Source organism: Nostoc sp. (genome assembly GCF_036916975.1).
In the GTDB taxonomy this organism is placed as follows: domain Bacteria; phylum Cyanobacteriota; class Cyanobacteriia; order Cyanobacteriales; family Nostocaceae; genus Nostoc.
The window spans coordinates 75,158-100,614 of sequence record NZ_JBALFF010000118.1; the positions used below are offsets into that span (position 1 = coordinate 75,158).

The window sequence follows — 25,457 nt, forward strand, 5'->3', positions numbered from 1 at the left end:
GACAAGATGGGTAGATGGACACCCTTAATTTTAATGGCTGGAGGTTTAGCCATTCTGCTTGGTACATTACTGGGCATCAACTTTCCGATGGGCGTACAAACTGCTAACGCTCCCAGTGACAAAAAATCACAAGTCCTGCCAGCTAATATCAATGTTAATAGCAGTGCTGGCAGCAAGAATGAAGAAACTGCAACAGAAGGAAATGAAACAACCGAAACAAACGCAAACAAGCGTAGTATTGTAGCTCCAAGACCTGATAACAGGAGTAACGTTGCCCAGAATCCTTCTGATGACTCAACATCACCTGCTGACACTACAACAAATAACAATACAGATTCTTCACAAACAAATACGCAAAGCAATACAAATCAAGGCAACGAACCAATTCGCGCCTTGTGGTAACGTTAGATCCGTCTATGAGTTATAAGTTATAAGTTATGAGTTATTAGTTATGTACTAATGACTAATAACTAATGACTAGTGACTAATGACTAATGACTAGTGAGACTGTAATTATTGGTGGCGGCGTTATTGGTTTAGCGATCGCCATTGAGCTAAAACTGCGCGGGGCAAGTGTCACCGTGCTTTGTCGTGACTTCCAGGCTGCCGCTACCCACGCCGCCGCCGGAATGTTAGCACCAGATGCAGAAAACATCCCTAATGGGGCAATGCGTTCATTGTGTTGGCGATCGCGTGCTTTATATCCCGACTGGACGCGCAAACTAGAAGAACTAACTGGTTTAAATACTGGCTACCGTCCCTGTGGCATCCTTGCACCCGTCTTTGAAGAGGCAGGGGGGCAGGGGGGCAGGGAGCAGGGAGCAGGGGGAGATGAGGGAGTAATGGAAGCAACATCCCCCTCATCTTCCTCATCCCCGGCTTACTGGTTAACCAAAGAGGCAATTCATCAATATCAGCCAGGATTGGGAGCAGAGGTAATTGGTGGCTGGTGGTATCCTGAAGACGCGCAAGTTGATAATAAGGCTCTCGCTCAGGTTTTGTGGACGGCGGCTGAGTCTGTTGGTGTTGAACTTAAAGACGGGATTACAGTAGAAGGATTTTTACAGCAGCAAGGACAAGTGGTTGGCGTGCAAACCAATGCTGGAATAATTCGCGCCGCACACTATGTTTTAGCTTCAGGTGCTTGGTCAAATGAGTTGTTACCAGTACCCGTGCGTCCCAGAAAAGGGCAAATGCTGAGTGTGCGGATACCAGAAATTGCACCAGAATTGCCCTTGAAGCGGGTTTTGTTTGGGCAGGATATTTACATCGTACCAAGGTGCGATCGCCTTATTATTGGTGCAACCAGCGAAGACGTTGGCTTCACCCCCAACAACACCCCAGAAGGTATTCAAAAATTACTACAAGCTGCCATCCGCCTGTATCCCCAACTCAAACATTATCCCATCCAAGAATTCTGGTGGGGATTTCGCCCAGCCACCCCCGATGAGTTGCCCATCCTTGGCACTAGCCATTGTCAAAATTTAACCCTTGCTACAGGTCATTACCGTAACGGAATTCTACTTGCACCCGTAACAGCCGCCTTGATTGCCGATTTTATCTTAGAACAAAAGTCTGACCCTCTACTTGCTGATTTTCACTATTCGCGCTTCCAGTCCAAGCTATCTACCTCTACCCCAATGCTGACTCACTCTGCCAATTTCTCCAACGGGAATCGTCCTGCCATATCGCCACAGCAGCCACCACTCCCCATTCAAGACCCCCCATTAATTATTGCTGGTAAAACCTTTCAATCCCGCTTGATGACTGGAACTGGTAAGTATCGCAGCATTGAAGAAATGCAGCAAAGCGTTACCGCCAGTGATTGCCAGATTGTCACCGTAGCAGTACGACGGGTACAAACCAAAGCCCCCGGACACGAAGGTTTAGCTGAAGCTTTAGATTGGACAAAAATCTGGATGTTGCCCAATACCGCAGGTTGCCAAACTGCTGAAGAGGCGATTCGGGTGGCGCGTTTGGGGCGAGAAATGGCGAAATTGTTAGGGCAGGAAGATAATAATTTTGTAAAGTTAGAAGTAATACCTGACCTTAAGTATTTACTCCCAGATCCAATCGGGACGCTGCAAGCCGCAGAACAATTAGTTAAAGAGGGTTTTGCAGTATTGCCTTATATTAACGCTGACCCCATGTTAGCCAAGCGTTTAGAAGAAGTAGGCTGTGCTACAGTAATGCCTTTAGCATCGCCCATCGGTTCTGGACAAGGGCTAAAAACAACCGCCAACATCCAAATCATCATCGAAAATGCGGGTGTACCAGTGGTGGTAGATGCCGGAATTGGTTCACCCTCAGAAGCCGCCCAAGCAATGGAATTGGGAGCAGATGCTTTGTTGATTAATAGTGCGATCGCACTTTCTCCAAACCCGCCAGCAATGGCTCGGGCCATGAATTTAGCAACAGTTGGCGGTCGTCTAGCATACCTTGCTGGCAGAATGCCTATCAAAGACTACGCCAGTCCTAGTTCACCTCTGACTGGAACGATTACTAGTTAGGGAATGGGGAATAGGCCAAACAGGGCATTGGGAAGAGGACTTGGCGACTCTTGAGAATTGGGGACAAGGGGAAAGACTTGTTGCAAGTTCTTACCCCTCATCCCCCTCATCCCCCTCATCCCCCTGCCCCCTGCCTCTTTTAAATCCCTAATGTAACGATTTGTCTAGCACTTTGAGGGCGGATCTACGATTTATGTAACATTAGATGAACAATAAATATAAAGGAATTAATTCATGCCCTATACAAACGAAGAAGGCGGCCTTCTGAATAATTTTGCCCGGGAACCAAAAATTTATCAAGCAGAAGCTCCCACAGAAGGGCAAAAGCGAACTTATCTTTTATTAGGAATCGTCGCTACAGTTTTGGTTGGCGGCTTGATTCTAGTTGCCTTCTTTGTTTCTAAGAGCAGTTGATCGTAAAGCTTTTTAATAAAATTTCATTTTCTTTATAGTTTTCAGGTTCTGATTTTAAGAGGAGCCTGCTTTTTTTTGTTAAAATTAAATTAAAATTCAGAGTATAATTATATACTATTTTGTTTTACTAAGTACGTGGGCGCAAATAATTATCATTGGCTCGTAGTTGCGCTTTAGCGCATCTTTATCCGGATGCGCTAAAGCGCAACTACGAGCCAAATACAGAGATTTTACTTTTCGTTACATAGTTTGGTTTTATCTTGTCTATCTACTTATACCTGAAAAGCTGAATTTATCTACAGCAGTAGAACGCTAGCTTAAAAATCATTTCTATTATGAGATTAGCTTACTTGGATGCGCCCATAAAGGTGATAGATATGTACTGTGTTCTGGCTCTTTAGCCGCTATGAGCGTGAATGATACTGCAAAAAATGATAATTCTAGTTGGAATCGGCAAGTATACCACCGCCTGAAACTTGCCCTCAGTCTTGGCTTACGACGACAATTTTTTTTAGCAGTATGTGATGATTTACACTTGAGAAATCAAGTAGCGACCCGTTTGCATTCTACATTGGCTTATCCTATTGGACAAGTGCTATCTCAGCCATCAAAAGCTCAGGAAAATAGCACTCTAGCTTATCCGCGATTAGTTACGTTGCGTTTGAATTTAAACGATCCCAATCCCATACTTCAAATAAATCAATGGTTGGCAAACTATCCACCGCCAATTGTTGGGGCATCAAAAGATACCCCTGGAAGACCTTCTCCAGTACCAGCATTTCAGATTGTCGGCGTGGAGCATCTCACCAAGCAACCAGTCGCTACACAACGGTTATTTTTGCACCATCTCCGCTTAAGCGAACAATATTTCTCTGTACAAGAATCTAGCCGATTCCTAGAATCTAACTTGTTGTTGTGGATACCACGTCCTTGGTTATCTGCTATCAAGCAATCAGCGCCACAGTTTTGGCGTTGTCGGACTGGCGTATTTGTGTTTGCTGGAGAACCTACACCAGCGACTCAGAATTCGGGTTATCCAGAACGTTTTTCTAATCCCAGAAGCTTGGATTTAGGCTATATTGAGCAGTCGATTGCAGATGAATCAGTTACCCAAGCAGAACTCAAAACCGCAGCCAGCGAGTTAAAGTTTAAAAATAATTCCGATTTTCCAGCAGAAACACAAGGGAATGGCGGACATAAAACCCAGGAATCTCCATCACCAGGCGACTTATTGAAGGCTGCGCCACAATACCAGGAATCTACTAATAGGTCTGGTACTGCGAATAATAATCAATTGCTGTCGTCTTTATCTCATATTAGTAGCGAGTTAACGGAGCTAGTAATAGCAACGATAAATACAAATATTGCTCAAAATACAGAGGATTACTTGCAACCGCAGCAGATTTTGCTGGAGATTGAAGAATTACACCAAAAGCAAGTTCCAGGGGAGGTACTGGCAGAAGCTTATCATCGCTTGGGCAGCTTATACCGCCTTCGCATTGAGCAAGGAGCAACCCTAGAAAACCTGATGGTGGCAATTATTGCCTATCAGGAGGCAATTAGCTATGACGAAACCTCACCACAACTCCCAGATATCTTAAATGATTTGGGTACACTCTACTGGATGCTATACCGTACACCGCCCAATTCTGAGGAAGGACAAACCTATATAGAGCAGGCTATAGAATTTTATCAGTTGGCGTTAAAGATGATCTCACCCCAGACACATCTAGAAACTTACGCTCGTGTGCAAAATAATTTGGGGACGGCTTATGGTGATTTAGCTGGTTTTTCTCACCCTTCTGAAAATTGGCAGCAAGCGATTATAGCTTACAGCGAAGCACTTAGCTATCGTACAGCCGACATGGATTCATTAAAGTATGCGGCTTGCCAGAACAATTTGGGTACTGCTTACTGGCATTTAGGGCAATACAACCAACCGATTGTGCATTTAAAGAAAGCGATCGCAGCTTACAACGAAGCACTTGTACACTACAACCCCGAACAGGAACCGCTCAAATATGGCATGATTCAAAACAACATCGGCACCGCCTCTTGGAATCTGGCACAATACGAACATCCTGCCCAAAATCTTCAGCTAGCTATAGATGTTTACAACGAAGCTCTTAAGTATCGCACTCCAGCTAATGTTCCTGGTGGCTGCGCCGCTACACAAAATAATTTAGCTACTGCCTACTGGCATTTAGCAAACCTATCTCAAACAACTAAAGAAGCACGGCAAAAGTATCTGCAACTATGCATTAGCGCTTACGAAGAGGCCATAGCCTTGGCTCGCTCACTTAGCGGTACTCCTTTAAGTTTTGATTTGCTTGCCTCTTATAATAACCTGGGACTTGCACATTATCAACTAGTAATAGATAAGTCGTTTAATGGTGACAAAGCAACACGTTCTCAACACTTAGAAGTAGCATTAGACAACCATTTGCAAGCCTTGAACGGATTAAGCAAACAGCCCGAAGCTTATCAAACAACCTTTACTTATATAGTGAAAACTATTCGTGCTTTTCATAATGAATTAGGCATCCAGGGACAAAATCTGGCTTTATCTAAAGTTCCTAGTCAGTTGTTACCAGAGATTTTGTCAAAGCTATAAATCATATCCCCAATACCCTTGAAAAAGAAGCAGGGGAACAGGGAGCAATAAGCAAGGGGGATAGACTCCTGACTGACAAAGAAAGCGAAAACCTTTCCCCAGTTTCACCAAAGAAATCTACAATAGAAGTAAGAGTTCACAGTCAGTCCATCCGCCTCTGTTCAGTGCTGTAGATATGTGGATGTTAACAATGAAACAACTCTGGAAACAATTAGACCTATTTTGCGTCATCTTGAGAGGATCTCACCATCTATTTAGTGACGCACATTAGCAAGATACAAATTCTGAAAAGCGATATCTCCAATAGGACTAGCTGCAACACAAACTCCAGGCTATATAAGTACCTTAAATATTCGGAATGCGTCTTTAAAGAGGTTTGATAAATTTCAGAAACAAACTCAGTGAATTCACGTCATTAAATACATAACATACACAAAGGTTTACCCACTTATGACTCGCATACATCAATTGAAATCTGGAACTGCTGCACTCATGGCAATAGCCGTTACAGCAAGCCTCACTGCCCCACTGTTAACTTTAGCTCCTGCTAATGCACAATACAGAATTGGGCAAGACAGAATTGGGCAATATGGAAACGTTACCATTCCTTCTGGGGTTGCTTTACCTGTTACCTACGATAAAGATACAATTACTATTGCTCCTGGGGAAACTAAATCTCTAACCTTGAGAATAGCGAATGACATTATCGACAGAAATAGAAATGTCTTGATTCCCGTCGGTACTAAAGTAAATGGACGACTAGAATCTGTTGACCTAGATAATTATTCTTCAAGAGATACAAATGATAACCAAGGAAAAGGCGTGCGGTTTGTAGCTCAAGAATTAGAATTTTCTAATGGTCAGCGTCAGTCAATTAATGCAAGTTCTCGGACATATACCACAACTCAAAAAGTTTCACAAGGCCCCAGCACAAGTCAGATTTTAACTGATGCAGCTATTGGTGGGGGTGCTGGTCTTTTAGGTTCATTAGTTACTGGTAACCGCAAAATTGACGACTTAAAACCTGTTCTTGGTGCGGCTGCGGGTGCAGGAGCAAGTGTGCTGTTGCGGAAAAAACAAGCAAATGTCTTTGTTCTTAGACCCGCAGAGGATTTGAAGCTCACACTGAATTCTAACTTGAATTTAGTACCACAATCCCGCTACTAAATTTAACTGAATTCAAGTCGTGACTTTAATCACCCCTGATAGGCGATCGCTCCTTTAAATATACTGTGCGATCGCCTTAATTTTTAATAGTAAAAAATTATATTTTACAGCAACCATTCTTCCTCTATATCGTTTTAATTAATATTAATATTTATTAAAATATTTATTTAATTACCCTATACTGTGAACTTAGAAAATCGGCTGTATTTTCTTCTCTATCCAAAAGAGTATTCAAAATTACGTAATATCCTGATATTTTTATTAAATAGTGGTAATCACTGGTAATCAAGGAGCTTTTGCTTGTGGAAATTCAAGGTTTCGGTATAGGCACATATTTTGCAATTCCCGTAGTATTAAGTCTTATGGCTCAGGGAGAAAGGATAAAAGTATTTTTAGTTCAAAATGTCCATCCGGTATCCACTAACCAGGAAATGAGCCGATCTGGCCGCGAGCTAATTAGCGCTAATTCAAAACCCAAAACATACTATGTTAGTGGTACTGGAAACGACAATAATAGCGGACTCTCTACTTCATCCGCCTTTAAGACAATTCAAAAGGCAGCAGACCTTACCAACCCTGGCGATACAGTATTGATTATGAACGGAGTATACAAAAATATACCCAAAGCTGGGAGTGTAGTAACTATTAAACGTTCTGGAACTGCAAATGCATGGATTAAGTACAAAGCATATCCTGGGCATTCCCCAAAAATTCAGCACAATACATGGAATGGTATCCTGATTTCAAATGGAGCTTCATATATCGAGATCAACGGGCTGGAGGTGATAGGGAACAATGCCAATATTACCCTTGATTATGCGAGGAGTCAGAAGACTAACAAAGTAAACCCACTGACGAATGGAAACTGCATCAGCGTTGACGGACGAACCAACGATCATCCTCATCACATTCGTATTCTGAACAACAAAGTGCATGACTGCGGAGGAGGAGGTATTTCAGCAATTCAATCCGACTATGTGACAATAGATAATAACGTGGTGTTTAATAATGCCTGGTATAGTGTTTATGGTAACAGTGGCATTTCAATGTTAAACAATTGGAATTCTGACAATAACCAGGGATACAAGATGTATGTGACCAACAATCAGACCTACAACAATCGTATGTACATCCCTTGGATCACAGTCGGACAGATCACAGACGGTAATGGCATCATTATCGATAGTTCAAGAAATGATGAGAAGAACTTAAAAATGAGTGCATATACAGGACGTACTTTAGTTAAAAACAATCTTACATATAATAATGGTGGTTCCGGCATTCATGGATTTTTAAGCGATCATATTGATATTGTAAATAACACTGCTGTTTTAAATAATCAAAGTCCAGAAATTAACGAGGGGCAAATATTTGCTAATAAATCATCTGATGTCAAAATTTTAAATAACATTCTCTATGCTTTTCCTGGCAAACTTAGTAACAGTAATTATAAAAATCAAAACGTTACTTATGACTATAATATCTACCTCAATAGTTCTAAGATAAGTGTTAAAGGACCTCACGATGTTGTTGCAGACTCAGAGTTTTTAAGTAAACATCCCAATCTAGAAAAAATATCTAGCGATTGGAAATCGAAGCTAGATAAACAAAATCCGCCAAGGCGGAATTCTGTAGAGTCTAAGTCGGCAAGTTTAGTTTGTGAGCTAATGACTTATAGTTTGCAAAGCAAACCCATCCAAGTGGGATGCTCCCCGACATCTTTGGCTCAAAATACTGCTTCATCTTCGGCTCAAACTATTGCTTTTTCTGATGTTTCATCTAACTATTGGGCGGCACAATTTATTCAACAATTGTCACAGCTAGGCGTAATTGTCGGATTTCCTGATGGTAGCTTCCGCCCTGAAGAACCTGTGACACGCGCTCAATTTGCCGCTATGGTCGATAAAGCTTTCCAAAAATCACAGCAACGGCAAGCGATCGCTTTTACTGATGTCCCTAGCAACTACTGGGCATCCAGTGCCATTGGGAAAGCCTATAGCATTGGTTTCTTAGCAGGATATCCTGGTAATCGCTTTGGGCCTAACCAGGCTATTCCCCGCCAGCAGGTTTTGGTTTCTCTCGCCAACGGTCTGGGATATACTTCTGGTGGCAATACCGAAAACACTCTGAGGTATTTCAACGATGTTTCTAACATCGCTAGCTACGCCCGTAGCCCGATCGCAGCAGCAACTGAAAAACAAATTGTGGTGAACTATCCGAATGTGAAGTCCCTGAATCCAACCGCAACTGCTACTCGCGCCCAGGTAGCAGCTTTTATCTACCAAGCACTGGTTAGTTCTAATCAAGCCCCAGCAATTAACTCGCCCTATGTCGTGCCAAACCCCAGCAATTAAATAATTCGTAATTGCGTACAGCCCAAAGGGCCATGAAAACCGCAAAGCGTACCGGAGGCTCTATTGGGAATTACGAATTGCGAATTGTTTTAATTATCCCTGATAGGCGATCGCGCGATCGCCACAGAAGAAGTGTTGGGTGGCGCCAGTATCGGTGCGTTGGTTGGTCTATTCTTCGGCAAGAATAGTGTTGACTTAATCGCCATTGACCCAAATACCGATTTACAAATGACCATCAATCAAAACTTGTTGGTTTCACTAAAATAGTTATGAATTAGGCTAACTCCAAACTCCAAACTCCAAACTCCAAACTCCAAACTCCAAACTCCAAACTCCTAACTCCAAACTCCAAACTCCAAACTCCTAACTCCTAACTCCAAACTCCAAACTCCTAACTAAGTTTCCACTTCCGGTAACCAAATAATAAAGGTAGTTCCCGGCGCATCGGGTGAAGTTAGCTTAGAGTTGATTGCAGGGCTGAAAACCTCGATTTCGCCCTGCATTTGCTCTATTAATTGTTTTGCGATCGCTAACCCCAAACCAGTGCCGGGGATTTCTGTTTGCGCTTGTACACCCCGATAATGCCGTTCTCCAAGATGTTCTAAATCCTGCGGGGGAATGCCTGGCCCATTGTCACTAATGACAATTCCCTGAAAATTAGCCTTTTCTTGCCCCGCCTGAATTAAAATTTTGCCACCAGTGGGAGTGTATTTTAAAGCATTATCAATAATGTTAGTTAACACCTCTCGTAATGCTTTGACATTTGCACGCACTAGGGGTAAATTTTCTTGAATTTCAGTTATTAGTTTTAGCTTTCGCTCAAGAGCTATCGCATTGGCTGATATTAATAATGGTTCTAATATATCTGCTAACGAGCAGTCAACTGCTTTATCTCCCGTTCCTGGCAATAATAACGGTGGTTTAGCGTCTTTTTGGATAGTTGCTTCTACAAATACTTCTTTGGGGAGATGTAGTGGTGCTAAATCTGCCTCAGTTAAATCAATTACTTGATCGAATTGTTGCAGCAATTCTTGGAGGCGATCGCTTTCCCGCACAATACTATTTGCTACATTTCGGTTGGTGTCTGCTGGTCTGAGCCTTTTTAATAGCAGTTTACCAAAAGTCCGTAACGCCGTTAAAGGGTTACGAAACTGATGCAACAGATTATCCAGCAAATCTCGCTGTTTTTCTTGGAGAACTTGTTGCTCATGCAACTGCTGCTCAAACCATGCTCGCCGTTGATCTAAAATACAAGCGATCGCCAGTGTTTGGGCTATCCGTTGAATCTGACTTTCCTCGTGTTCATTCCATCCCCGATCTTTCCTACCCGTCACTAGTAACCCCATCATCACACCCTCATAAACCAGAGGTAAAACAATTTGGTTGCCACTAAATAAGTATTCCTCTTTTAGATAGGGCCCTGAAGCATCTGGTATCTCCGACTCCGGTGACGAAGTTGGAGATTCTGATCCTGCTGTCAATAACCTTCTCTGTTGATTGGGTAATATAAACACATTTCCAACTTGAAATTGCTTATGTACTGTCGCTTCAGCATTCTCCTCTCCTGGTGGTAATAATGCTGTTTCCGGGTAAATCACTACAGGAATCAGTTTCGACTCACCCGAAGGAGTCTCTACCAATTCTTGTGTCAGGTACACAATACTTAAAGTTGCTCCCAGCCCTTGGGTTAGCAGCGCTATTTGCTCTCGACATAGGGCAAGAAAATCAGAACTGGCAGACATTAACATTTTTTAGCTTTTCCTCAAGATTACAGATTTTGAGGCATGATTAAGAGAAGATACTTAGTTTTTACCTCACCCATTTAATAAAGCTTAACTAAAATCTTTTTAGTGATGGTTTGTACTAAGGGATTATATTCTTAGGTAGTTTTGTTTTCTTTATCTCCAAATACATATATTAATTTTCTTAAATTAAAAGGTGAAAAACTATTGATATTTTGAACTAGAACTTATATAATGGCGACGGATTTTGTAGCTATTACTACAATCTATAGCTTGAAAGAGGAGGACAATAGATTGGCAAGGAGACGCAAAAGGAAAAGTCGTCGTCGTCAGGAAGGACGGCGAATTTTGGAACATGTGCCTCAATATAGCATCGAAAGTGGCGAAGAAAAACCTGTGACAGCAGCAAGAAGATTCATTCAAGCTGAAGGTATTTTGCCACCTGCGCTGCTACTCGTAAAGCGAAATGAACACACCACAGACCGTTATTTCTGGGCAGAAAAGGGACTCTTTGGTGCTCAATACGTAGAGGAAAACCACTTCTTGTTTCCTAGCTTGAGGGTGTTAGAACCTTCACCAGGTCAAGAACCTCAAGCTTTAGCTAATCGGTGAACCATAAACGGTCATCTTACGCATTGAATGTGGCTCCTGACTATCATTAACTGGCAAAATTGCTAAGTTTATGCAAAATTTAATTTTTTTTTAGTTTGGAGCTGATTTGCTTTTTAAGGCTAGCCAGGTAGTTCAAAAATCAACTTGTGTCAAACCACGCTAGATTGCATGGATTGATACTAGTGTCAAGGTACAGAAGGAAGTGGGTATAGAGCCAAGCGCCTCCAAAAGCGCTAGTGAAATTGCGCTCTTATGCCGTAAATTGTTAAACCTTGCTCTGTCAACAAATTTAAGTTAATGAATTTAAATTTTTCCCCACGACACAAGTCGTGGGGAAAATTGACAAAGCAGAAGTCTTGATTTCCTCCTTCCTACTTTCCATTGCCTAAAGAGTAGGTCAGATCACAAGTCTGCATATCATAGTTAAGAGATGGTCATAAAAACCAACAATTATTCACCAGCCTTAAGCTGTAGAGTCCTCTGTAACTCGTATAGTTCATCTCGATGGGCAACTACAGTAATTTTACTTGAGGAGGTTTGTTCGCTCTGAGTTGTTTCTACTTTAAGCGACACCTTCTCAAGTCTTCCAGATTTTTTCCAATAAAATAGACCACTCAAAGGCGACAGCAGTACCATAGGTAGAACAAAGGTACTCAGGTTAGGAAAAAGCAGGTACACGACTAGTGATAGACAAACAATACCACTCGCTGCCAGCAGAGTTAAAAATATAGCTAAGAACCAACTGGGGCGGACATTACCTTCAAAAATCACTTTGTTTTGTTCTCGGTCTACCTCTGCCACTCGGTAAGACCGCGAGCGAAAATACTCTTTTAATTGAGACATGAAAGCAGCTTCGTCTTGCTCGGATACCAATTGTGCTGTTTCTATGCGGTCTTTAGTCGATGCCCGAATAAAGAAAAACAGCCCAACTGATAACAACAAGGTTAGCAGGAACGTAGATGGCAGAATAGCAGTATCCATAACTAATTGTTATTGTTTGACTGGAGGAGACTTATTCATTATCAATTATTCATTATTCGTTACTTTGTCCTCCTATTGATGTAGTTAACCCATTGAAAAGCTAAATCCTGCGCTTGAACTTGCCATTCTGGAGAAACTTGGTACATTCGCCTGGGGCGTCCTCGTCCTTCGAGTTTCTTCCAATATCCAGTGATTGCCCTTTCATCTTCCAGAAATTTGATTGCACTATAAAGTACGGTATCCGAAAGTCTATAGGTTGGATATTCAGTTTCTAATTGCTCAATCAACTCGGTTCCGTAAGATTCCCCTTGTAATAAAACAGACAGTATGTAACAAACTGCTACTTCCTGACAAAGGTAAGTTGGCGGAGGATTTTCAAAAAATTGATATATATCCTCAAGTTTCATGGTTAGTGAATGGCTAAAAAAATGCCTTAGGGTAGGGTCTACAATCCTTGTAGTCACTATATAGTGCTACTGCTAAGTAAGTAATATATAAAGCTACTTAGACTAGATATCCATTGCGTAAATACGAAATAATTACCCACGCCGGTGAAGTTGTGGGACGAGTTTACGAGTTTTAGGAGCACCAAATAGTGTATCCCTACTCAAGCTCGATACGATATGGTGAGGAGCGAACAGACAGTGGCAAAGTCACTGTCTTGGTGTTAAGTGATGCCGAGCTAGTTATAACTGCTTAAGCAATAAAATGCCATCGAAGAAATTTTACAGGTAAAATGCTATTTTGTCTGTAAAAGTTCATAAACACTTTGTTTTATAGTGATTTTTCCAATGCAAATTCTGAAAGCTTACGCTAAGGGATATGTCTGGGTTAAATCTGCTACGGCAGTGAAAACACTTAAAGCTTAACCATTACTGATTTTCTCAAAAAGAGAATCTTTTGTCTGTTATGGCAAGTGTGATAGTAAATTTATCAAAGAAGACCCAAAGGCGGGGGGAAAGAAGACGGGGAAACGCAAGGACGCGGGTAAAGAAGTCTTTGCGTCCCCTCGTCCTCGCGTTCCTTAATCAAGCGCCTAGCATATTAGCGATCAGTTTATGTCACAAACTCCCGATGCTCCATCATCTTCCTCGACTCTGCGGGCAATTGCCCAAACTTTTCGCCTTACAGGCTGGATTAGCTTCTGGATTCAGCTAGTACTAGGCGTTGTTTCTAGCATAATTGTGCTGCTTGCCATCTTTAATCAAAGAACTGGCAGTCCTGCTAATAATCCTGGGACTGGCTTTGGCGTATTTTTAGCAATTTGTGGACTGGTTATTTTGGGTGGAGGGATTTATTTAGCTTACCGATACACTAGAATTGGCAAGCAATTGGAATCCTCCAATCCCAGCAACCGCCCTCGCAAAAGCGAGACTGTGCAAGTATTACGCTTAGGGCTGTGGGTGAATTTAGGGGGAACGCTGGTAACTCTTTTAGGGGCGCAAGCGATCGTCGGTACACTAGTAGCAAGATCCATATCCCCGCAAGCTATAACTACGCAATTGTTTGATCCCACCCGAATTATTAGCGGTCTAGATATGCTTGTGGTACAGGCAAACACCAACACTGTTTCAGCGCATTTTGCAGGGGTTATTGCATCGCTTTGGTTGCTCAATCGCATTAACCGTCCCTAGAAAATCAGAGGAGTAATACCAAATTTTGGATTTTAAATTTTTCTAGCCCTGGTAAGATTGGCAGGGCAAAATTTTTATGTTTGCTTTTCTGCTCGTGGCAAGTCAAAATCAGTATATGCTGATGTGTTGGCAGGAAGATAATAGGCTAAAAACTGAGAAAAATCTGTGCTGGATATCAAGCAAATACGGGAAAATCCGCAATTAGTTCAAGAACGATTGAATAGTCGTAGTGGTAAATACGACATTGAACCGATTTTACAGTTAGATCGGCAACAACGGGAACTTGAGGGAAGGCGTAGTCAACTCCAAGCTCGTAGCAACGAAATTGGTAAAATTGTCGGGCAAAAGATTAAATCTGGGATAAATCCTCAAGACGGAGAAATTCAAGCTTTGCGGGATGAAGGTAACTCTGTCAAAGTTACGTTGAGTGAACTCGAACCCCAAGAAAAAAACCTCAAAGCTGAAATCGCCCAACTTGTGTTGGCACTTCCCAATTTACCAAGCGACTCTACACCCCTTGGTAAAAATGAGGAAGATAACGTAGAAGTCCGCCGTTGGGGTGATGAATATATTCCCAAAAATCCGAATATTCTCCCTCACTGGGAAATTGGCGAAAAGCTGGGTATTCTCAATGTTGAACGGGCTGTAAAAGTTGCCCAAAGTCGCTTTGTGACATTGATAGGGGCTGGTGCGGCATTGGAGAGGGCATTAATTCAATTTATGCTGACTGTTCATACTCAAGCTGGTTATGTGGAAGTCAGTCCGCCTCTGTTAGTTAATACCGAGTCTTTGACGGCGACCGGTCAATTACCCAAGTTTGCGGAAGAAAGCTTTAAATGCGCTGATGATGACTTATGGCTAATTCCGACGGCGGAAGTTCCAGTTACAAATCTCTATCGGGGTGAAATTCTCGCTGCTGAAGATTTGCCTATTTACCACTGTGCTTTTACTCCCTGTTTTCGCCGCGAAGCTGGGAGTTATGGGCGGGATATGCGGGGTTTAATTCGCCTGCATCAATTTAACAAGGTGGAAATGGTGAAATTTGTCGAACCCAGTACGTCTTTTGATGAGTTGGAGAAATTGGTGGGGAATGCAGAAGCAATTTTACAGGCGTTGAAGTTGCCTTATCGAGTCGTAAATTTAAGTACTGGGGATTTGGGATTTTCTTCGACAAAAACTTATGATTTAGAGGTTTGGTTACCCTCTTCTGGCAAATACCGCGAAATTTCTAGCTGTTCCAATACTATAGATTTCCAGGCACGACGGGCTGATATTCGCTTTAAAGAGGCGGGGAAGAAAGGGACTCAGTTCGTACATACTCTGAATGGTTCGGGTTTGGCGGTGGGACGGACGATGGCTGCAATTTTGGAGAATTATCAACAACCTGATGGGATGGTGAGGATACCAGAAGTGTTGCAACCTTACTTGGGGCGTGAAGTTTTGTAATTTGTCCAATTCGTAGCAGTTTTAAACGCAAAGGAACGCTGAGGGAAGCGCAGAGGTACGCTGAGGGATTCGCTATGAATTTACGAAATTATGTACTTAGTCTTTTACCCATGCCCCATGCCCCATGCCCAATGCCTAATGCCCAATTAGAATGGAGATAACCGTATCTTAATATCTTCACAATTTACTCTATGTCAGTTTTAGCAGCGATCGCAGTTTTGGCTGTTTTGATTTTAGTACACGAGTTGGGACATTTTGTTGCAGCCCGTTCTCAAGGTATTCTCGTTAACCGTTTTTCTTTGGGTTTTGGCCCAGTTCTTCTTAAGTACCAAGGTTCACAAACCGAATATGCTGTCCGCGCTTTTCCCTTGGGCGGCTTTGTCGGCTTCCCGGATGATGACCCCGATAGCGATATTCCACCCAATGACCCAAATCTGCTGCGTAACCGTCCAGTTTTAGACAGGGCGATCGTGATTAGTGCTGGAGTAATCGCCAATTTAATCTTTGCCTATTTGGTGCTGGTTCTACAATTAGGTATCGTCGGCATTCCCAAGGAATTAAATTATAAAGCTGGTGTCGCCGTACAGCCTGTTAATCAAGAATCTGTTGCCTATCAAGCAGGAATTCGGGAAGGAGATATTATTCTGGCTGTTAATGGTCAAGAACTCCCAGCTTCTGAAAAGTCAACTCCTTTGCTAACAAAAGAAATTCAAACTCATCCCAATCAGCAAATCGACCTGAAAATTCTACGTGACAACCAACAACAAACCCTGAAATTAACCCCAAAACTGGGAGCCGATGGTAAAGGTGTAGTTGGTGTGGCACTTAGTCCTAATGCTACAGCAATTTATCGTCGTCCTAATAGTCCTTTTGAAATTTTTGGCATTGCTGCTAACAGGTTTCAACAATTATTTGTTGGTACACTCGGCGGTTTTGGGCAGTTGATTACTAACTTTCAACAAACTGCTGGACAAGTTTCTGGGCCAGTTAATATTGTCAAAATCGGTGCAAAATTAGCTGAGGACAATAGCGTAAACTTGTTGTCTTTTGCGGCAATTATCAGCATTAACTTGGCTATTATCAATATTTTGCCTTTACCAGCTTTGGATGGTGGACAACTTGCTTTTCTGCTGATTGAAGGTTTGCGCGGTAAGCCTGTTCCGGCGCGGATTCAAGAAGGGGTAATGCAAACTGGTTTGGTGTTACTCTTAGGGTTAGGAATCTTTTTGATAGTCAAAGAAACTACTCAATTAACTAGCCAATTGGAGTGGGTACAAAAATTGTTTCAGTGAAAATAGAGAGTGGAGAGTAGGGAGTGGGGAATAGGGAAAAAAAACTTTTACCTTTAAAGCTACGGGCGATAGAAATTTTAGCTCGGCTGAAGCGTCTTTATCCAGATGCTACTTGCTCTTTGAACTACTCAACGCCAGTACAACTTTTGGTAGCAACGATTCTCTCTGCTCAATGTACTGATGAGCGAGTGAATAAAGTGACACCAGCTTTATTTGCTCGGTTTCCTGATGCTGAGAGTTTAGCGATCGCTGACTTGGTAGAATTAGAAAGCTTGGTGCGTTCAACAGGGTTTTATCGCAATAAAGCCAAAAACATTCAAGCCGCCTGTCGGATGATTGTTAGCGAATTTGACTCTGTTGTGCCTAACCAAATGGAGCAATTATTAAAGCTTCCAGGTGTGGCGCGAAAGACAGCAAATGTAGTCTTGGGTCATGGTTATGGCATTAATGTTGGGGTGACGGTAGATACTCACGTCAAGCGCCTCAGTGAACGTTTGGGTTTAACTCAAGCAAAAGACCCCGTTCGGATTGAGCAAGATTTAATGGGTTTATTGCCTCAGCCTGATTGGGAAAATTGGTCAATTCGGCTGATTTATCACGGTCGTGCTATTTGTAGAGCACGCTCTCCCGTCTGCATTGCTTGTGAACTTGCCGATTTATGTCCTGCTGCTAATAAGCCGGTGGTTGTAGGGTAAGCGACACAAGTAACCCCAGAATTGATGGAGAGACTGTAGAATGGAAAACGGTGTCTTTAAATAAGTTAGAGAATATATGGCAAAAAAGAGCTTGATTGAGCGCGAGAAAAAGCGCACTAGGTTGATAGAAAAGTATGCTGACAAGCGGGAAGCTCTCTTAGAAGAGTTCAGAAGTGCACCATCTCCCCTAGATAAGTTGGAAATCCACCGCAAGATTCAACAGCTACCCCGGAATAGTGCGCCCACTCGTCACCGCAATCGTTGCTGGTTGACCGGTCGTTCTAGAGGTGTTTACCGCGATTTTGGACTGTCTCGGAACGTGCTGAGAGAATGGGCCCATGAAGGTCTTTTACCTGGAGTTGTTAAGTCTAGTTGGTAAAAAGTTATGAGTTATGAGTGATGAGTTATTAATTGAGACAAACCTAACTCCTAACTCCTAACTTCTAACTCCTAACTATTATTGACCACAACACTTATCAATTCCTAGACTTTCTAAGAGTAGATCGCTGACGGCGTTAGCGATCGCAAACTCTCCATAGAAGCTATTGGAAAAATCATACGACTGCATCTCTGTGACAATGGCAATTACCAGAGAACCAAGGTCGTTTTCTCCTTCCATCCGTTGACGCACAAAAATCTGGGCGGCTCGTTGGGCAATGTTTTGGTTGACTGCTTCGGGGAGAAATTCTGTATCTAGCCACCGTTGTAAGCGTTCTCGTAACCATTCTCCTTCGAGCAAAGGGTTTTCAGGGGGTGGTAGGGTGATGGGTGGGATTGGTTGAGTCATCTTTTTTATTTTAAACGCAGAGGGACGCGGAGGGAAACGCAGAGGAACGCGGAGGATGATTGATAGGATCAAATGGCGTTTCTAAGAGTGTTTTTTTATATTTATGGAATATGATATCGCGGCTATTGTTGGGGGTTATGCACAAGGCTATTTTCTCATGGCTGATGAGCGCGATCGCCTCAGTTGGTACCGAAGTCGCGATCGGACTTTTATTCCTTTGGATGAACGGTTTCGCTACCCTAAGTCTTTGCAGCGTGTCTTGAATCAAGAGCGTTTTAGTGTGGCTATTAATCGGGACTTTCAAGCTGTGGTGGCTGGGTGTGCTGATAGAGAGACAACTTGGATTTCACCGGAATTACAAAAGATTTACTGGCTACTTTTCCAGAATGGTTATGCTTTTAGTTTTGAAACTTGGCAGGGTGACGAATTAGCTGGGGGAATTTTAGGGATTGTTATTGGTGGGGCTTTTATTGGCGAGTCGATGTTTTATCGGATTCCTGAAGGCTCGAAGGTAGCGATGGTTAAGTTGGTGGAAAGGTTGCGTCAGAGGGAATTTGTGTTTTTTGATGCCCAAATGATGAATCCGCATTTGGAGAGGTTTGGGGCTTATCGGGTTGAGGATGATGAATATCAAGGTTTACTCAAGCAAGCGTTGCAATGTCGATGTTCTTTTGTATGCTGAGTTTGAGCGTGAGAAAATAGGGTATAAAACTAGATAACATTCATGCCGAGGAAAATTCGGGAATTAAAAGCTCAGATTGCGCGTGAAGGATTCGTTTATCTGCCTAAGCGTGGCAAAGGCAGTCATGAGCGTTGGCGACATTCTTTGATCAAAAAAATACTCACAATTCCCGGTAAAGATGGAGACGATGTGCCAATCTACCTAGAAAAACAGTTAGCAAGTTTATTGACTGAACTCCAAGAGTTAAGAAAGGACGATGATTCATGAATCGATACAGTATGATTCTTCAATGGTCTGATGAAGATCAGCTTTTCCTAGTCACGATTCCAGAGTTTGTCGAGCGCGTTATTATGCCTTGCACTCATGGCAAAACTCGTGAGGAAGCTATTCGTAATGGCGAAGAAGTTATTGAAATGTACTTGGAAGCTTGGCAAGTAGAAGGTGAATCTATTCCTGAACCTAGCACACTTCAAATTGCCTGATTCCCAGTGTTGAGTCAGTGTTAACACTAACGAACGCCTACTTTACGTATACTGGGTTAAAGACTATCTCCCAGTGAAACCGGATGTTAAATTTACTTGGAAGAATTACAGTTATAGTTTGACGTTTCTTGCACTACCCTAAAGATATAAGTAGGTAGACAAGATAAAACCAAACTATGTAACAAAAAGTAAAATCTCTGTATTTGGCTCGTAGTTGCGCTTTAGCGCTAAAGCGCAACTACGAGCCAGTGATGATTATTTGCGCCCACTTACTTAATCGGTAAACTAGGCTTGTTATGAGTGTTGTAATCTCAGACGAAGTTCTCCAAGCATCTCAGCTTACTCCAAGCGAGTTTTGTCAAGAAATTGCTCTGTTCCTATTCCAGACAGGACGCTTAACGATAGGCTACGCCAGTCAGCTAGCGGATATGCAACCCAATACCTTTCGCCAACTCCTCAAGCAGCGAAACATCCCTCTCTACTCCTACGACGTTGAAGACTTTGAATTGGATTTGAAAAACCTACGAGAGCTTGGAAGGCTTTGATTGTTATCAGCGATACGTCGGCAATCACAAATTTGGATAGAGCGATCGCTCCATTTTCTCTTCAGGTACGATGGAAATAGGTTCTAGTGCGATCAATTGCAAGCTAAAAATCCCTTACACTTTTTCTTCAGTAACTAATGTCAGACTAACCCATTCGCCTTTATCGTTATAGCTGCGAATCATCCTCTGGCGCAGATTTGACTGGATTAACCAACCCGCTTCCAAAAATAATGGTTGACGTAATTGCACCTTTAGAGGAGAAGTTGCAGAAGCGCCATCAGGTAACAATAATACTTGTACTTGTTTTTGGGGATCTTGGTCAAATAGAACTATGGAACCTTTGATGGTAGCAGTTGAGGTAATTGTGCGATCGCCAAATGAGGTACTTTGAATTAATCGCCCAGTATCATCAAGTTGTATTTTCAAAGTTGTAGAGTAAATATCAGGCGAACGCAAATCTCGATATATTGTCACTGCTTGTCCTTGCCATTCTCCCAACAAGTCATTTATCTGCAAAGGTGGACGTTCTGTTACTGGGCTTCTGGCTAGATGTTCTCGAATTAGAACTAGTTTACTTAGATTACCAGTTTTATCAAACAGTTGCACCAGACGTAAGCGGCGATTTTCATGAACAAAAGCCAGTTCTGCACCGAATTCGGAAAATGGCCCTAGCTGAATTAAACCTTCAGAAAATGAACCATTTTCAAAAAAAAGTAGACCCCCTCCCACAGAACTAAATTCTCTGATTACATCATCTCCTCCCGAACGGCTCAGAGTTAGTACCACTGTCTGGTTATTGTTTACACCTTCTAGAGAAAGATGGCTAGGAGTATCTGTGAGAAGTGTACCTTCGGGAGAAAAATTAGTGAATGAACCTTCCCATACACCGAGATTTTGCAGAAAACATTCCCATTGCGATTTCATAAGGTTTTGTCATTTATCATTTGTCATTAGTCATTTGTCCTTTGCAATGGCCAATGATTAATGATTAACCTTTGGCAAAACGTCGGACAGCAAATAAGCTTCCCATTAATCCTACAGCTGAACCGAAACTCAAGAGAATCAGGGGCAAGAGTAAAATTTGGGCTGGAGTGAGTTGCACCCCGTTGGTGATAGCTTGAATAAATTCAGGTTGATTGGCTAGCAACTTACCGAGAAACTGTTGAATTACTGAAATAAAACTCCAAGCGATCGCACCACCAACCAAACCAAAACTAATTCCTTGTAAAATAAACGGTAGGTAAATCCAAGCTCTGGTTGCTCCCACCAGTTGCATAATTTCGATTTCCTGGCGTCGCGCCATCACAATCAGCCGAATTGTCGTAGTAGTCACTGCGATCGCTGTTAAAGTCAGAATAATCGTAATTGTTAAACTAATCCAGTTCAGACCTTGGTGCAATTGGGCAATGCGTTTAACTGCTTCATCCACATACTGCACCGTATCAACTCCCGGTAACTTAGCCAACTGCGTTGCTAAAGTTGGTACAACTTGAGAATTACGCGCTTTCACCTTCATCTCGTCAACTAAAGGATTCTCACCTAGCTGTTGGGTAGCCCCCTCAATATCAGAAATTCTCATTTCCTTAACTAACTTAGTCCAAGCCTGCTCTTTGGTAATGCTTTGTATCGCCGCTACCTCTGGCATTTTTGCAATCAGTGGCTCAATGGTTTCTACCCGCGTATCCGGTTCGAGATAAACTGAAACTTCTAGCTGACTACCAAACTGATAGAGGAGTTTTTCAACTTGCCAAGAGGTTTGCAAACTCAAGCCGAATAAAAACAGTAACACCGTTACAGTACTTACAGCTGCCCAATTCATCCAACCTCCCCGCAGTAAACCGAGGAAAGTTTCTTTGAGCAGGTAGTCAAGTTTCGTAAGAGATTTAAACACACATCACCTCAAAATTTGAATGAACTTAACCCCTTGGCGCTAAGTTCAGCTTTTGCGTCTTTACGTCAATAACACCACTATTTATAGTCAATAGTGCAAAGTTTGCCAATACATCAGCTTTTATAAATTGCCACTTCCTTCCTGCTCCTTTGCTCCTGTAGGCTCCTGGTGTCTCGACTATTTACCTTATCTTCGTGCTATTCACCATAGATACACTCGCTGTCGCTCTTACAGTTATTGATAACAATGGCTACCTGTTCTGGTTTCTAAGCAATTTTACTGTTTTTATAACCGACTTCAAAAAAGGGGAAAAATAGTTTGGTAATTTTACGATGTTTAGTATCTGACGATGCTTGTAAATTTAAAGGAACAAACAAGATTGATTGAAGGAAATTTAGATTATGAACTCCTTAAATAAAGCAAAGTTGGATAATAACTTATTAAGCCAGATCCAATATCAACTTGAGTCTATAGAAATACATAATTATCATCTAGCCAAACTATTGTGCAAAGTAATTCCCTCCAATTGTCCTTTTGAAAGAACTGTTACAGTTTTCGGTCGGACTCTGTTTCAGATTCCACCTTTATGTAAAATTAACCCCCTCTATGAACAAATAGTTGGTCTTCGGTTTAAGTCTTTATTATATTTAGTCAATGAATGTGGTGAGGATGCGACAAAATATTGTTAAATATAGGTTTCAATCAATAAAAAACATTGAAAAATTCCTTTTACTAAGTAAGATTGATATAGCGGTTATGATTAGGGTATTGGTGTCAACAAAAGCTTAGAAACAGTTTAAGTGTTGGCTGCTAAACCCGCCTGGAACTAAAGTTCAAGGCTACAAGCTAAAGTCTACTGAAGTAGACTTCATATTTTTGGTTATATATTAGTTATCTTCTCTACAAGACACACTCGTGTTCGCTTAAGTAAGTCGGTGAGAATAAATCAAACTAAACCACGTCTATCTTGAAACCTATAGTTCTTCCATGATGAAAAAGATTTGCCCTCATCCCCCAACCCCGAATCCAAATCTGGGATTCGGGGAGCCAGAATTTCAAACTCCCTCTCAAGCATTTAGCAGAGGGAGTTAGGGAGAGGGTGAAAACTACGGTTCTCAACTTAGATAAGGTTTAGATTAAGTAATGTAAAAAATATTGAAATTATTTCGTAGTGAGCGGCTCCAGTCATCTTATGAAGACTTTAGTCGTCTCTAGGGACTTGCAACAAATAAATTATCCAATCTTCTGGGGTGGGACAAAAAGCCATTGGTGTGAACTTAACGTCATCCCCTCTCCCATTTTTGGGATTCGGGGTTAGGGGATTTGCTCCCCTCTCCCATTTTTGGGAGAGGGGCTGGGGGATTTGCTCCCCTCTCCCAAAAATGGGAGAGGGGCTGGGGGTGAGGGCAAAACTCATACAGTCAGAAGATTTCAGCTTAAATTGCAAAGCACTGGCTCCCCTACGGGGATTTCAAAAATTAAATATGAGTCTTATAGAATAAAGATAGTAAGAATTTTCACCATCTAGCCATCAAGACTCATGCCTTCTGAAATTGCTGTAGAGAAAAAAAAGTTAAAAAATCCACCTTTGGAGCTTCATTATTTAGGCGATCGCGTCCTGCGTCAAGCTGCAAAGCGAGTTGCGAAAGTAGATGATGAACTCCGCCAAGTGGTGCGCGAAATGTTGCAAACTATGTATAGCAAAGATGGCATTGGTTTGGCTGCACCCCAAGTGGGAATTCACAAACAACTAATTGTCATCGACCTAGAACCAGAGAATGCAGCTAATCAGCCCTTGGTGTTGATTAACCCCACCATTAAACAAGTAAGCCGCGACATCTCTGTAGCCCAAGAAGGATGCTTGAGCATTCCCAACGTATATCTAGACGTAAAGCGCCCCGAAGTCGTAGAAATTGCCTATAAAGACGAATACGGTCGTCCCCGGACATTAAAGGCTAATGACCTTTTAGGACGCTGCATTCAGCACGAGATGGATCACCTTAACGGCGTGGTATTTGTAGACCGTGTAGAAAACTCCTTGACTTTAGTCCAGGAGCTATCTAAGAATGGCTTCTCGTATCAAGCGGTGAAACCAATAACATAGGTAGGGGGCTAGTAGTGTATTTAACTCCAAAAAGCGGTTTATTTCTGGGTGGTTCTTGTGTAAGCGCGATCGCGGCTGTCGGTTCGATTTTTGAACTCAGTTACGGACGACCAGATTTTGGTTTCACGACCACTGCGATTATCCTGGCATTGAGCATTCCACTTACAGGATTATTTTTCTTTGCCGCAGTGAAGGACGCAAGGGCTAACATGAAATAAGCATCAGGTACATAAAAAAGGTAAAAGGATGGAATAAATGCAAAGTTTATCCTTTTACCTTTTATTTTTGCTCTCCATCTTCCACTTGCCCCAAAAGTTTTTAGCGTCACTAACTGCGCTGCGGTTAACCCTGTAACCCCAGCGATCGCTTCTAAAATAGAAGAATGCTGTCAACTCCCACTCAACTACTACGACTATCTCAAGGACAACTCAACTTACTAGAAGTTTGTCCGCGTAAATTCCAACATACTTACTTAGAAAAACTCAATTCGCCCTCAAATCCAGAACAAGAAGAACGGCAAACTTTGGGTAGTCGCTTTCACTTGCTAATGCAGCAGCGAGAAATGGGTCTGCCAATTGATAGTTTCCTGCAAGCAGATGCTAAACTGCAAAGCTGGATGCTAGCTTTTGCCGATGCAGCCCCAGAAATTTTAACGCCTGCATCTGAAAACCAAACTTTCCGTGAGAGTGAACACTACCGCACTCTGCAAGTTCAGGATTATTTGCTGACAGTTGTCTATGATTTATTGATTGCAGATAACCAACAAGCGCAAATTCTCGACTGGAAAACTTATCCTAAACCACCCAATAAACGCAACTTAGAATCCAACTGGCAAACACGGCTTTATTTGTATGTATTGGCAGAAACTAGCGACTATTTGCCAGAAAATATTTCGATGACTTACTGGTTTGTCCAATCTGAGGGAAAACCACAAAATATTAAATTTAATTACAATACTGTTCAACATACACAAATAGCAAAGAAACTTAATCAATTATTAAGCCAGTTAACTATTTGGCTGAAAAATTACCAAAATAACCAGCAGTTTCCTCAAGTGGTGGAGGGTAGCAAAACCTGTGATTATTGTCAGTTTGCCAAACGGTGCGATGGCTACGGCGGTAAACTACGCACAGAACCTACTGAAGAAGCAGTGAAAGATTCATTGCCCAATTTTGATAGCATTCAAGAAGTCTCACTTTAATTTTATCCGCAGGATTGTTTTCTCGAACTAATAGTTAAAAGTTAGTAATTAGGAGTTAAGTAAGTCGGCGCAAATAATCATCACTGGTTCGTAGTTGCGCTTTAGCGCATCTTTATCCGGATGCGCTAAAGCGCAACTACGAGCCAAATACAGAGATTTTACTTTTCATTACATAGTTTAGTTTTTTCTCGCCGACCTACTTATAAATTAAAACTCCAAACTCCAAACTCCAAACTCCAAACTCCAAACTCCAAACTCCAAACTCCAAACTCCAAACTCCAAACTCCAAACTCCAAACTCCAAA

General features: G+C 42.1%; 25 protein-coding genes and 1 pseudogene. 20 read left to right on the forward strand and 6 right to left on the reverse strand.

The features are described from left to right. Positions 1–6: 6 nt before the first annotated feature. The 6 genes and pseudogenes from V7K73_RS27350 to V7K73_RS27375 all read left to right on the forward strand — a co-directional run bounded on the left by V7K73_RS27350 (position 7) and on the right by V7K73_RS27375 (position 9,326). Entirely contained in the window at positions 7–402 is a 396-nt protein-coding gene (locus V7K73_RS27350; protein WP_334884848.1) for a hypothetical protein, read from the forward strand. A gap of 92 nt (positions 403–494) precedes the next feature. After that, entirely contained in the window at positions 495–2,510 is a 2,016-nt protein-coding gene (gene thiO / locus V7K73_RS27355; protein WP_334884849.1) for a glycine oxidase ThiO, read from the forward strand. Positions 2,511–2,744: 234 nt separating this feature from the next. Then, a complete protein-coding gene (gene psb34, locus V7K73_RS27360) occupies positions 2,745–2,924 on the forward strand; it encodes a photosystem II assembly protein Psb34 (RefSeq protein ID WP_334884850.1) in 180 nt (59 codons plus the stop codon). Between the two features lie 406 nt (positions 2,925–3,330). Then, entirely contained in the window at positions 3,331–5,538 is a 2,208-nt protein-coding gene (locus V7K73_RS27365; protein ID WP_334884851.1) for a tetratricopeptide repeat protein, read from the forward strand. A gap of 450 nt (positions 5,539–5,988) precedes the next feature. After that, positions 5,989–6,705, forward strand: a complete 717-nt coding sequence (locus tag V7K73_RS27370) for a conjugal transfer protein TrbI (RefSeq protein WP_334884853.1) — start codon at positions 5,989–5,991, stop codon at positions 6,703–6,705. A 1,667-nt stretch (positions 6,706–8,372) separates the two neighbouring features. Continuing rightward, positions 8,373–9,326 (forward strand): annotated as a pseudogene (locus tag V7K73_RS27375) (S-layer homology domain-containing protein). Positions 9,327–9,454: 128 nt separating this feature from the next. Here V7K73_RS27375 and V7K73_RS27380 read toward each other — a convergent pair. Further along, the gene (locus tag V7K73_RS27380; RefSeq protein ID WP_334884855.1) at positions 9,455–10,807 is read right to left on the reverse strand and encodes a GAF domain-containing sensor histidine kinase; all 1,353 of its coding nucleotides are present in this window, start codon (positions 10,805–10,807) and stop codon (positions 9,455–9,457) included. A gap of 288 nt (positions 10,808–11,095) precedes the next feature. On the opposite strand from V7K73_RS27380, the gene V7K73_RS27385 reads away from it, so the two are divergent. Beyond that, positions 11,096–11,413 (forward strand): DUF3155 domain-containing protein, encoded by a 318-nt coding sequence (locus V7K73_RS27385; RefSeq protein ID WP_334884856.1) that lies wholly within the window; start codon positions 11,096–11,098, stop codon positions 11,411–11,413. A gap of 450 nt (positions 11,414–11,863) precedes the next feature. Here the strand turns inward: V7K73_RS27385 and V7K73_RS27390 are convergent, their stop codons facing one another. Beyond that, positions 11,864–12,394: a cofactor assembly of complex C subunit B gene (locus tag V7K73_RS27390; protein ID WP_334884857.1), complete on the reverse strand. Its 531-nt coding sequence runs from the start codon at positions 12,392–12,394 to the stop codon at positions 11,864–11,866. 59 nt (positions 12,395–12,453) lie between these two features. Further along, positions 12,454–12,801 carry a PadR family transcriptional regulator gene (locus V7K73_RS27395; RefSeq protein WP_334884858.1) on the reverse strand — a complete coding sequence of 116 codons (348 nt, stop codon included), beginning with the start codon at positions 12,799–12,801 and terminating at the stop codon, positions 12,454–12,456. A 651-nt stretch (positions 12,802–13,452) separates the two neighbouring features. Between V7K73_RS27395 and V7K73_RS27400 the strand changes: the two genes are divergently transcribed. From V7K73_RS27400 to rpsN, 5 genes are all read left to right on the forward strand, one after another. After that, entirely contained in the window at positions 13,453–14,028 is a 576-nt protein-coding gene (locus V7K73_RS27400) for a DUF3611 family protein (protein ID WP_334884859.1), read from the forward strand. 165 nt (positions 14,029–14,193) lie between these two features. Then, a complete protein-coding gene (gene serS / locus V7K73_RS27405) occupies positions 14,194–15,474 on the forward strand; it encodes a serine--tRNA ligase (RefSeq protein ID WP_334884860.1) in 1,281 nt (426 codons plus the stop codon). A gap of 191 nt (positions 15,475–15,665) precedes the next feature. Continuing rightward, entirely contained in the window at positions 15,666–16,766 is a 1,101-nt protein-coding gene (gene rseP, locus V7K73_RS27410) for an RIP metalloprotease RseP (RefSeq protein ID WP_334884861.1), read from the forward strand. A gap of 23 nt (positions 16,767–16,789) precedes the next feature. Next, positions 16,790–17,461, forward strand: coding sequence for an endonuclease III (gene nth, locus V7K73_RS27415; protein ID WP_334884862.1), 672 nt, complete (start codon positions 16,790–16,792; stop codon positions 17,459–17,461). Between the two features lie 76 nt (positions 17,462–17,537). Beyond that, entirely contained in the window at positions 17,538–17,840 is a 303-nt protein-coding gene (gene rpsN / locus V7K73_RS27420) for a 30S ribosomal protein S14 (RefSeq protein WP_334867077.1), read from the forward strand. A 78-nt stretch (positions 17,841–17,918) separates the two neighbouring features. Here the strand turns inward: rpsN and V7K73_RS27425 are convergent, their stop codons facing one another. After that, a complete protein-coding gene (locus tag V7K73_RS27425) occupies positions 17,919–18,248 on the reverse strand; it encodes a hypothetical protein (protein ID WP_334884864.1) in 330 nt (109 codons plus the stop codon). Between the two features lie 103 nt (positions 18,249–18,351). Between V7K73_RS27425 and aat the strand changes: the two genes are divergently transcribed. The 4 genes from aat to V7K73_RS27445 all read left to right on the forward strand — a co-directional run bounded on the left by aat (position 18,352) and on the right by V7K73_RS27445 (position 19,957). Next, positions 18,352–18,930 (forward strand): leucyl/phenylalanyl-tRNA--protein transferase, encoded by a 579-nt coding sequence (gene aat / locus V7K73_RS27430; protein ID WP_334884865.1) that lies wholly within the window; start codon positions 18,352–18,354, stop codon positions 18,928–18,930. Between the two features lie 42 nt (positions 18,931–18,972). Next, positions 18,973–19,197: a type II toxin-antitoxin system HicA family toxin gene (locus V7K73_RS27435; protein ID WP_334884867.1), complete on the forward strand. Its 225-nt coding sequence runs from the start codon at positions 18,973–18,975 to the stop codon at positions 19,195–19,197. Further along, positions 19,194–19,412, forward strand: coding sequence for a type II toxin-antitoxin system HicB family antitoxin (locus V7K73_RS27440; protein WP_334884869.1), 219 nt, complete (start codon positions 19,194–19,196; stop codon positions 19,410–19,412). The genes V7K73_RS27435 and V7K73_RS27440 overlap by 4 nt, the downstream gene beginning before the upstream one ends. A 296-nt stretch (positions 19,413–19,708) precedes the next feature. Further along, entirely contained in the window at positions 19,709–19,957 is a 249-nt protein-coding gene (locus tag V7K73_RS27445; RefSeq protein ID WP_334884871.1) for a UPF0175 family protein, read from the forward strand. Positions 19,958–20,071: 114 nt separating this feature from the next. Here V7K73_RS27445 and V7K73_RS27450 read toward each other — a convergent pair whose 3' ends face one another. Together V7K73_RS27450 and V7K73_RS27455 are read right to left on the reverse strand one after the other, a co-directional pair. Continuing rightward, positions 20,072–20,881 carry a DUF3598 family protein gene (locus V7K73_RS27450; RefSeq protein ID WP_334884872.1) on the reverse strand — a complete coding sequence of 270 codons (810 nt, stop codon included), beginning with the start codon at positions 20,879–20,881 and terminating at the stop codon, positions 20,072–20,074. A gap of 64 nt (positions 20,882–20,945) precedes the next feature. Further along, positions 20,946–21,848: a cell division protein FtsX gene (locus V7K73_RS27455; protein WP_334884874.1), complete on the reverse strand. Its 903-nt coding sequence runs from the start codon at positions 21,846–21,848 to the stop codon at positions 20,946–20,948. Positions 21,849–22,249: 401 nt separating this feature from the next. On the opposite strand from V7K73_RS27455, the gene V7K73_RS27460 reads away from it, so the two are divergent. From V7K73_RS27460 to V7K73_RS27475, 4 genes are all read left to right on the forward strand, one after another. Beyond that, positions 22,250–22,537 carry a Mo-dependent nitrogenase C-terminal domain-containing protein gene (locus tag V7K73_RS27460; protein ID WP_334884876.1) on the forward strand — a complete coding sequence of 96 codons (288 nt, stop codon included), beginning with the start codon at positions 22,250–22,252 and terminating at the stop codon, positions 22,535–22,537. A gap of 851 nt (positions 22,538–23,388) precedes the next feature. Beyond that, entirely contained in the window at positions 23,389–23,952 is a 564-nt protein-coding gene (def, locus tag V7K73_RS27465) for a peptide deformylase (protein WP_334884878.1), read from the forward strand. Positions 23,953–23,966: 14 nt separating this feature from the next. Next, positions 23,967–24,170 carry a hypothetical protein gene (locus V7K73_RS27470; RefSeq protein ID WP_100899691.1) on the forward strand — a complete coding sequence of 68 codons (204 nt, stop codon included), beginning with the start codon at positions 23,967–23,969 and terminating at the stop codon, positions 24,168–24,170. A gap of 164 nt (positions 24,171–24,334) precedes the next feature. Further along, positions 24,335–25,153 carry a PD-(D/E)XK nuclease family protein gene (locus V7K73_RS27475; RefSeq protein ID WP_334884880.1) on the forward strand — a complete coding sequence of 273 codons (819 nt, stop codon included), beginning with the start codon at positions 24,335–24,337 and terminating at the stop codon, positions 25,151–25,153. Positions 25,154–25,457 lie beyond the last annotated feature (304 nt).

Bases quoted from the DNA above. Each gene is read 5' to 3' on its own strand.
- V7K73_RS27350 (WP_334884848.1), top strand. From the start codon at position 7: ATGGGTAGATGGACACCCTTAATTTTAATGGCTGGAGGTTTAGCCATT.
- thiO (WP_334884849.1), top strand. From the start codon at position 495: ATGACTAGTGAGACTGTAATTATTGGTGGCGGCGTTATTGGTTTAGCG.
- psb34 (WP_334884850.1), top strand. From the start codon at position 2,745: ATGCCCTATACAAACGAAGAAGGCGGCCTTCTGAATAATTTTGCCCGG.
- V7K73_RS27365 (WP_334884851.1), top strand. From the start codon at position 3,331: ATGAGCGTGAATGATACTGCAAAAAATGATAATTCTAGTTGGAATCGG.
- V7K73_RS27370 (WP_334884853.1), top strand. From the start codon at position 5,989: ATGACTCGCATACATCAATTGAAATCTGGAACTGCTGCACTCATGGCA.
- V7K73_RS27380 (WP_334884855.1), bottom strand. From the start codon at position 10,807: ATGTTAATGTCTGCCAGTTCTGATTTTCTTGCCCTATGTCGAGAGCAA.
- V7K73_RS27390 (WP_334884857.1), bottom strand. From the start codon at position 12,394: ATGGATACTGCTATTCTGCCATCTACGTTCCTGCTAACCTTGTTGTTA.
- V7K73_RS27395 (WP_334884858.1), bottom strand. From the start codon at position 12,801: ATGAAACTTGAGGATATATATCAATTTTTTGAAAATCCTCCGCCAACT.
- V7K73_RS27400 (WP_334884859.1), top strand. From the start codon at position 13,453: ATGTCACAAACTCCCGATGCTCCATCATCTTCCTCGACTCTGCGGGCA.
- rseP (WP_334884861.1), top strand. From the start codon at position 15,666: ATGTCAGTTTTAGCAGCGATCGCAGTTTTGGCTGTTTTGATTTTAGTA.
- rpsN (WP_334867077.1), top strand. From the start codon at position 17,538: ATGGCAAAAAAGAGCTTGATTGAGCGCGAGAAAAAGCGCACTAGGTTG.
- V7K73_RS27425 (WP_334884864.1), bottom strand. From the start codon at position 18,248: ATGACTCAACCAATCCCACCCATCACCCTACCACCCCCTGAAAACCCT.
- aat (WP_334884865.1), top strand. From the start codon at position 18,352: ATGGAATATGATATCGCGGCTATTGTTGGGGGTTATGCACAAGGCTAT.
- V7K73_RS27435 (WP_334884867.1), top strand. From the start codon at position 18,973: ATGCCGAGGAAAATTCGGGAATTAAAAGCTCAGATTGCGCGTGAAGGA.
- V7K73_RS27440 (WP_334884869.1), top strand. From the start codon at position 19,194: ATGAATCGATACAGTATGATTCTTCAATGGTCTGATGAAGATCAGCTT.
- V7K73_RS27445 (WP_334884871.1), top strand. From the start codon at position 19,709: ATGAGTGTTGTAATCTCAGACGAAGTTCTCCAAGCATCTCAGCTTACT.
- V7K73_RS27450 (WP_334884872.1), bottom strand. From the start codon at position 20,881: ATGAAATCGCAATGGGAATGTTTTCTGCAAAATCTCGGTGTATGGGAA.
- V7K73_RS27460 (WP_334884876.1), top strand. From the start codon at position 22,250: ATGAACTCCTTAAATAAAGCAAAGTTGGATAATAACTTATTAAGCCAG.
- def (WP_334884878.1), top strand. From the start codon at position 23,389: ATGCCTTCTGAAATTGCTGTAGAGAAAAAAAAGTTAAAAAATCCACCT.
- V7K73_RS27475 (WP_334884880.1), top strand. From the start codon at position 24,335: ATGCTGTCAACTCCCACTCAACTACTACGACTATCTCAAGGACAACTC.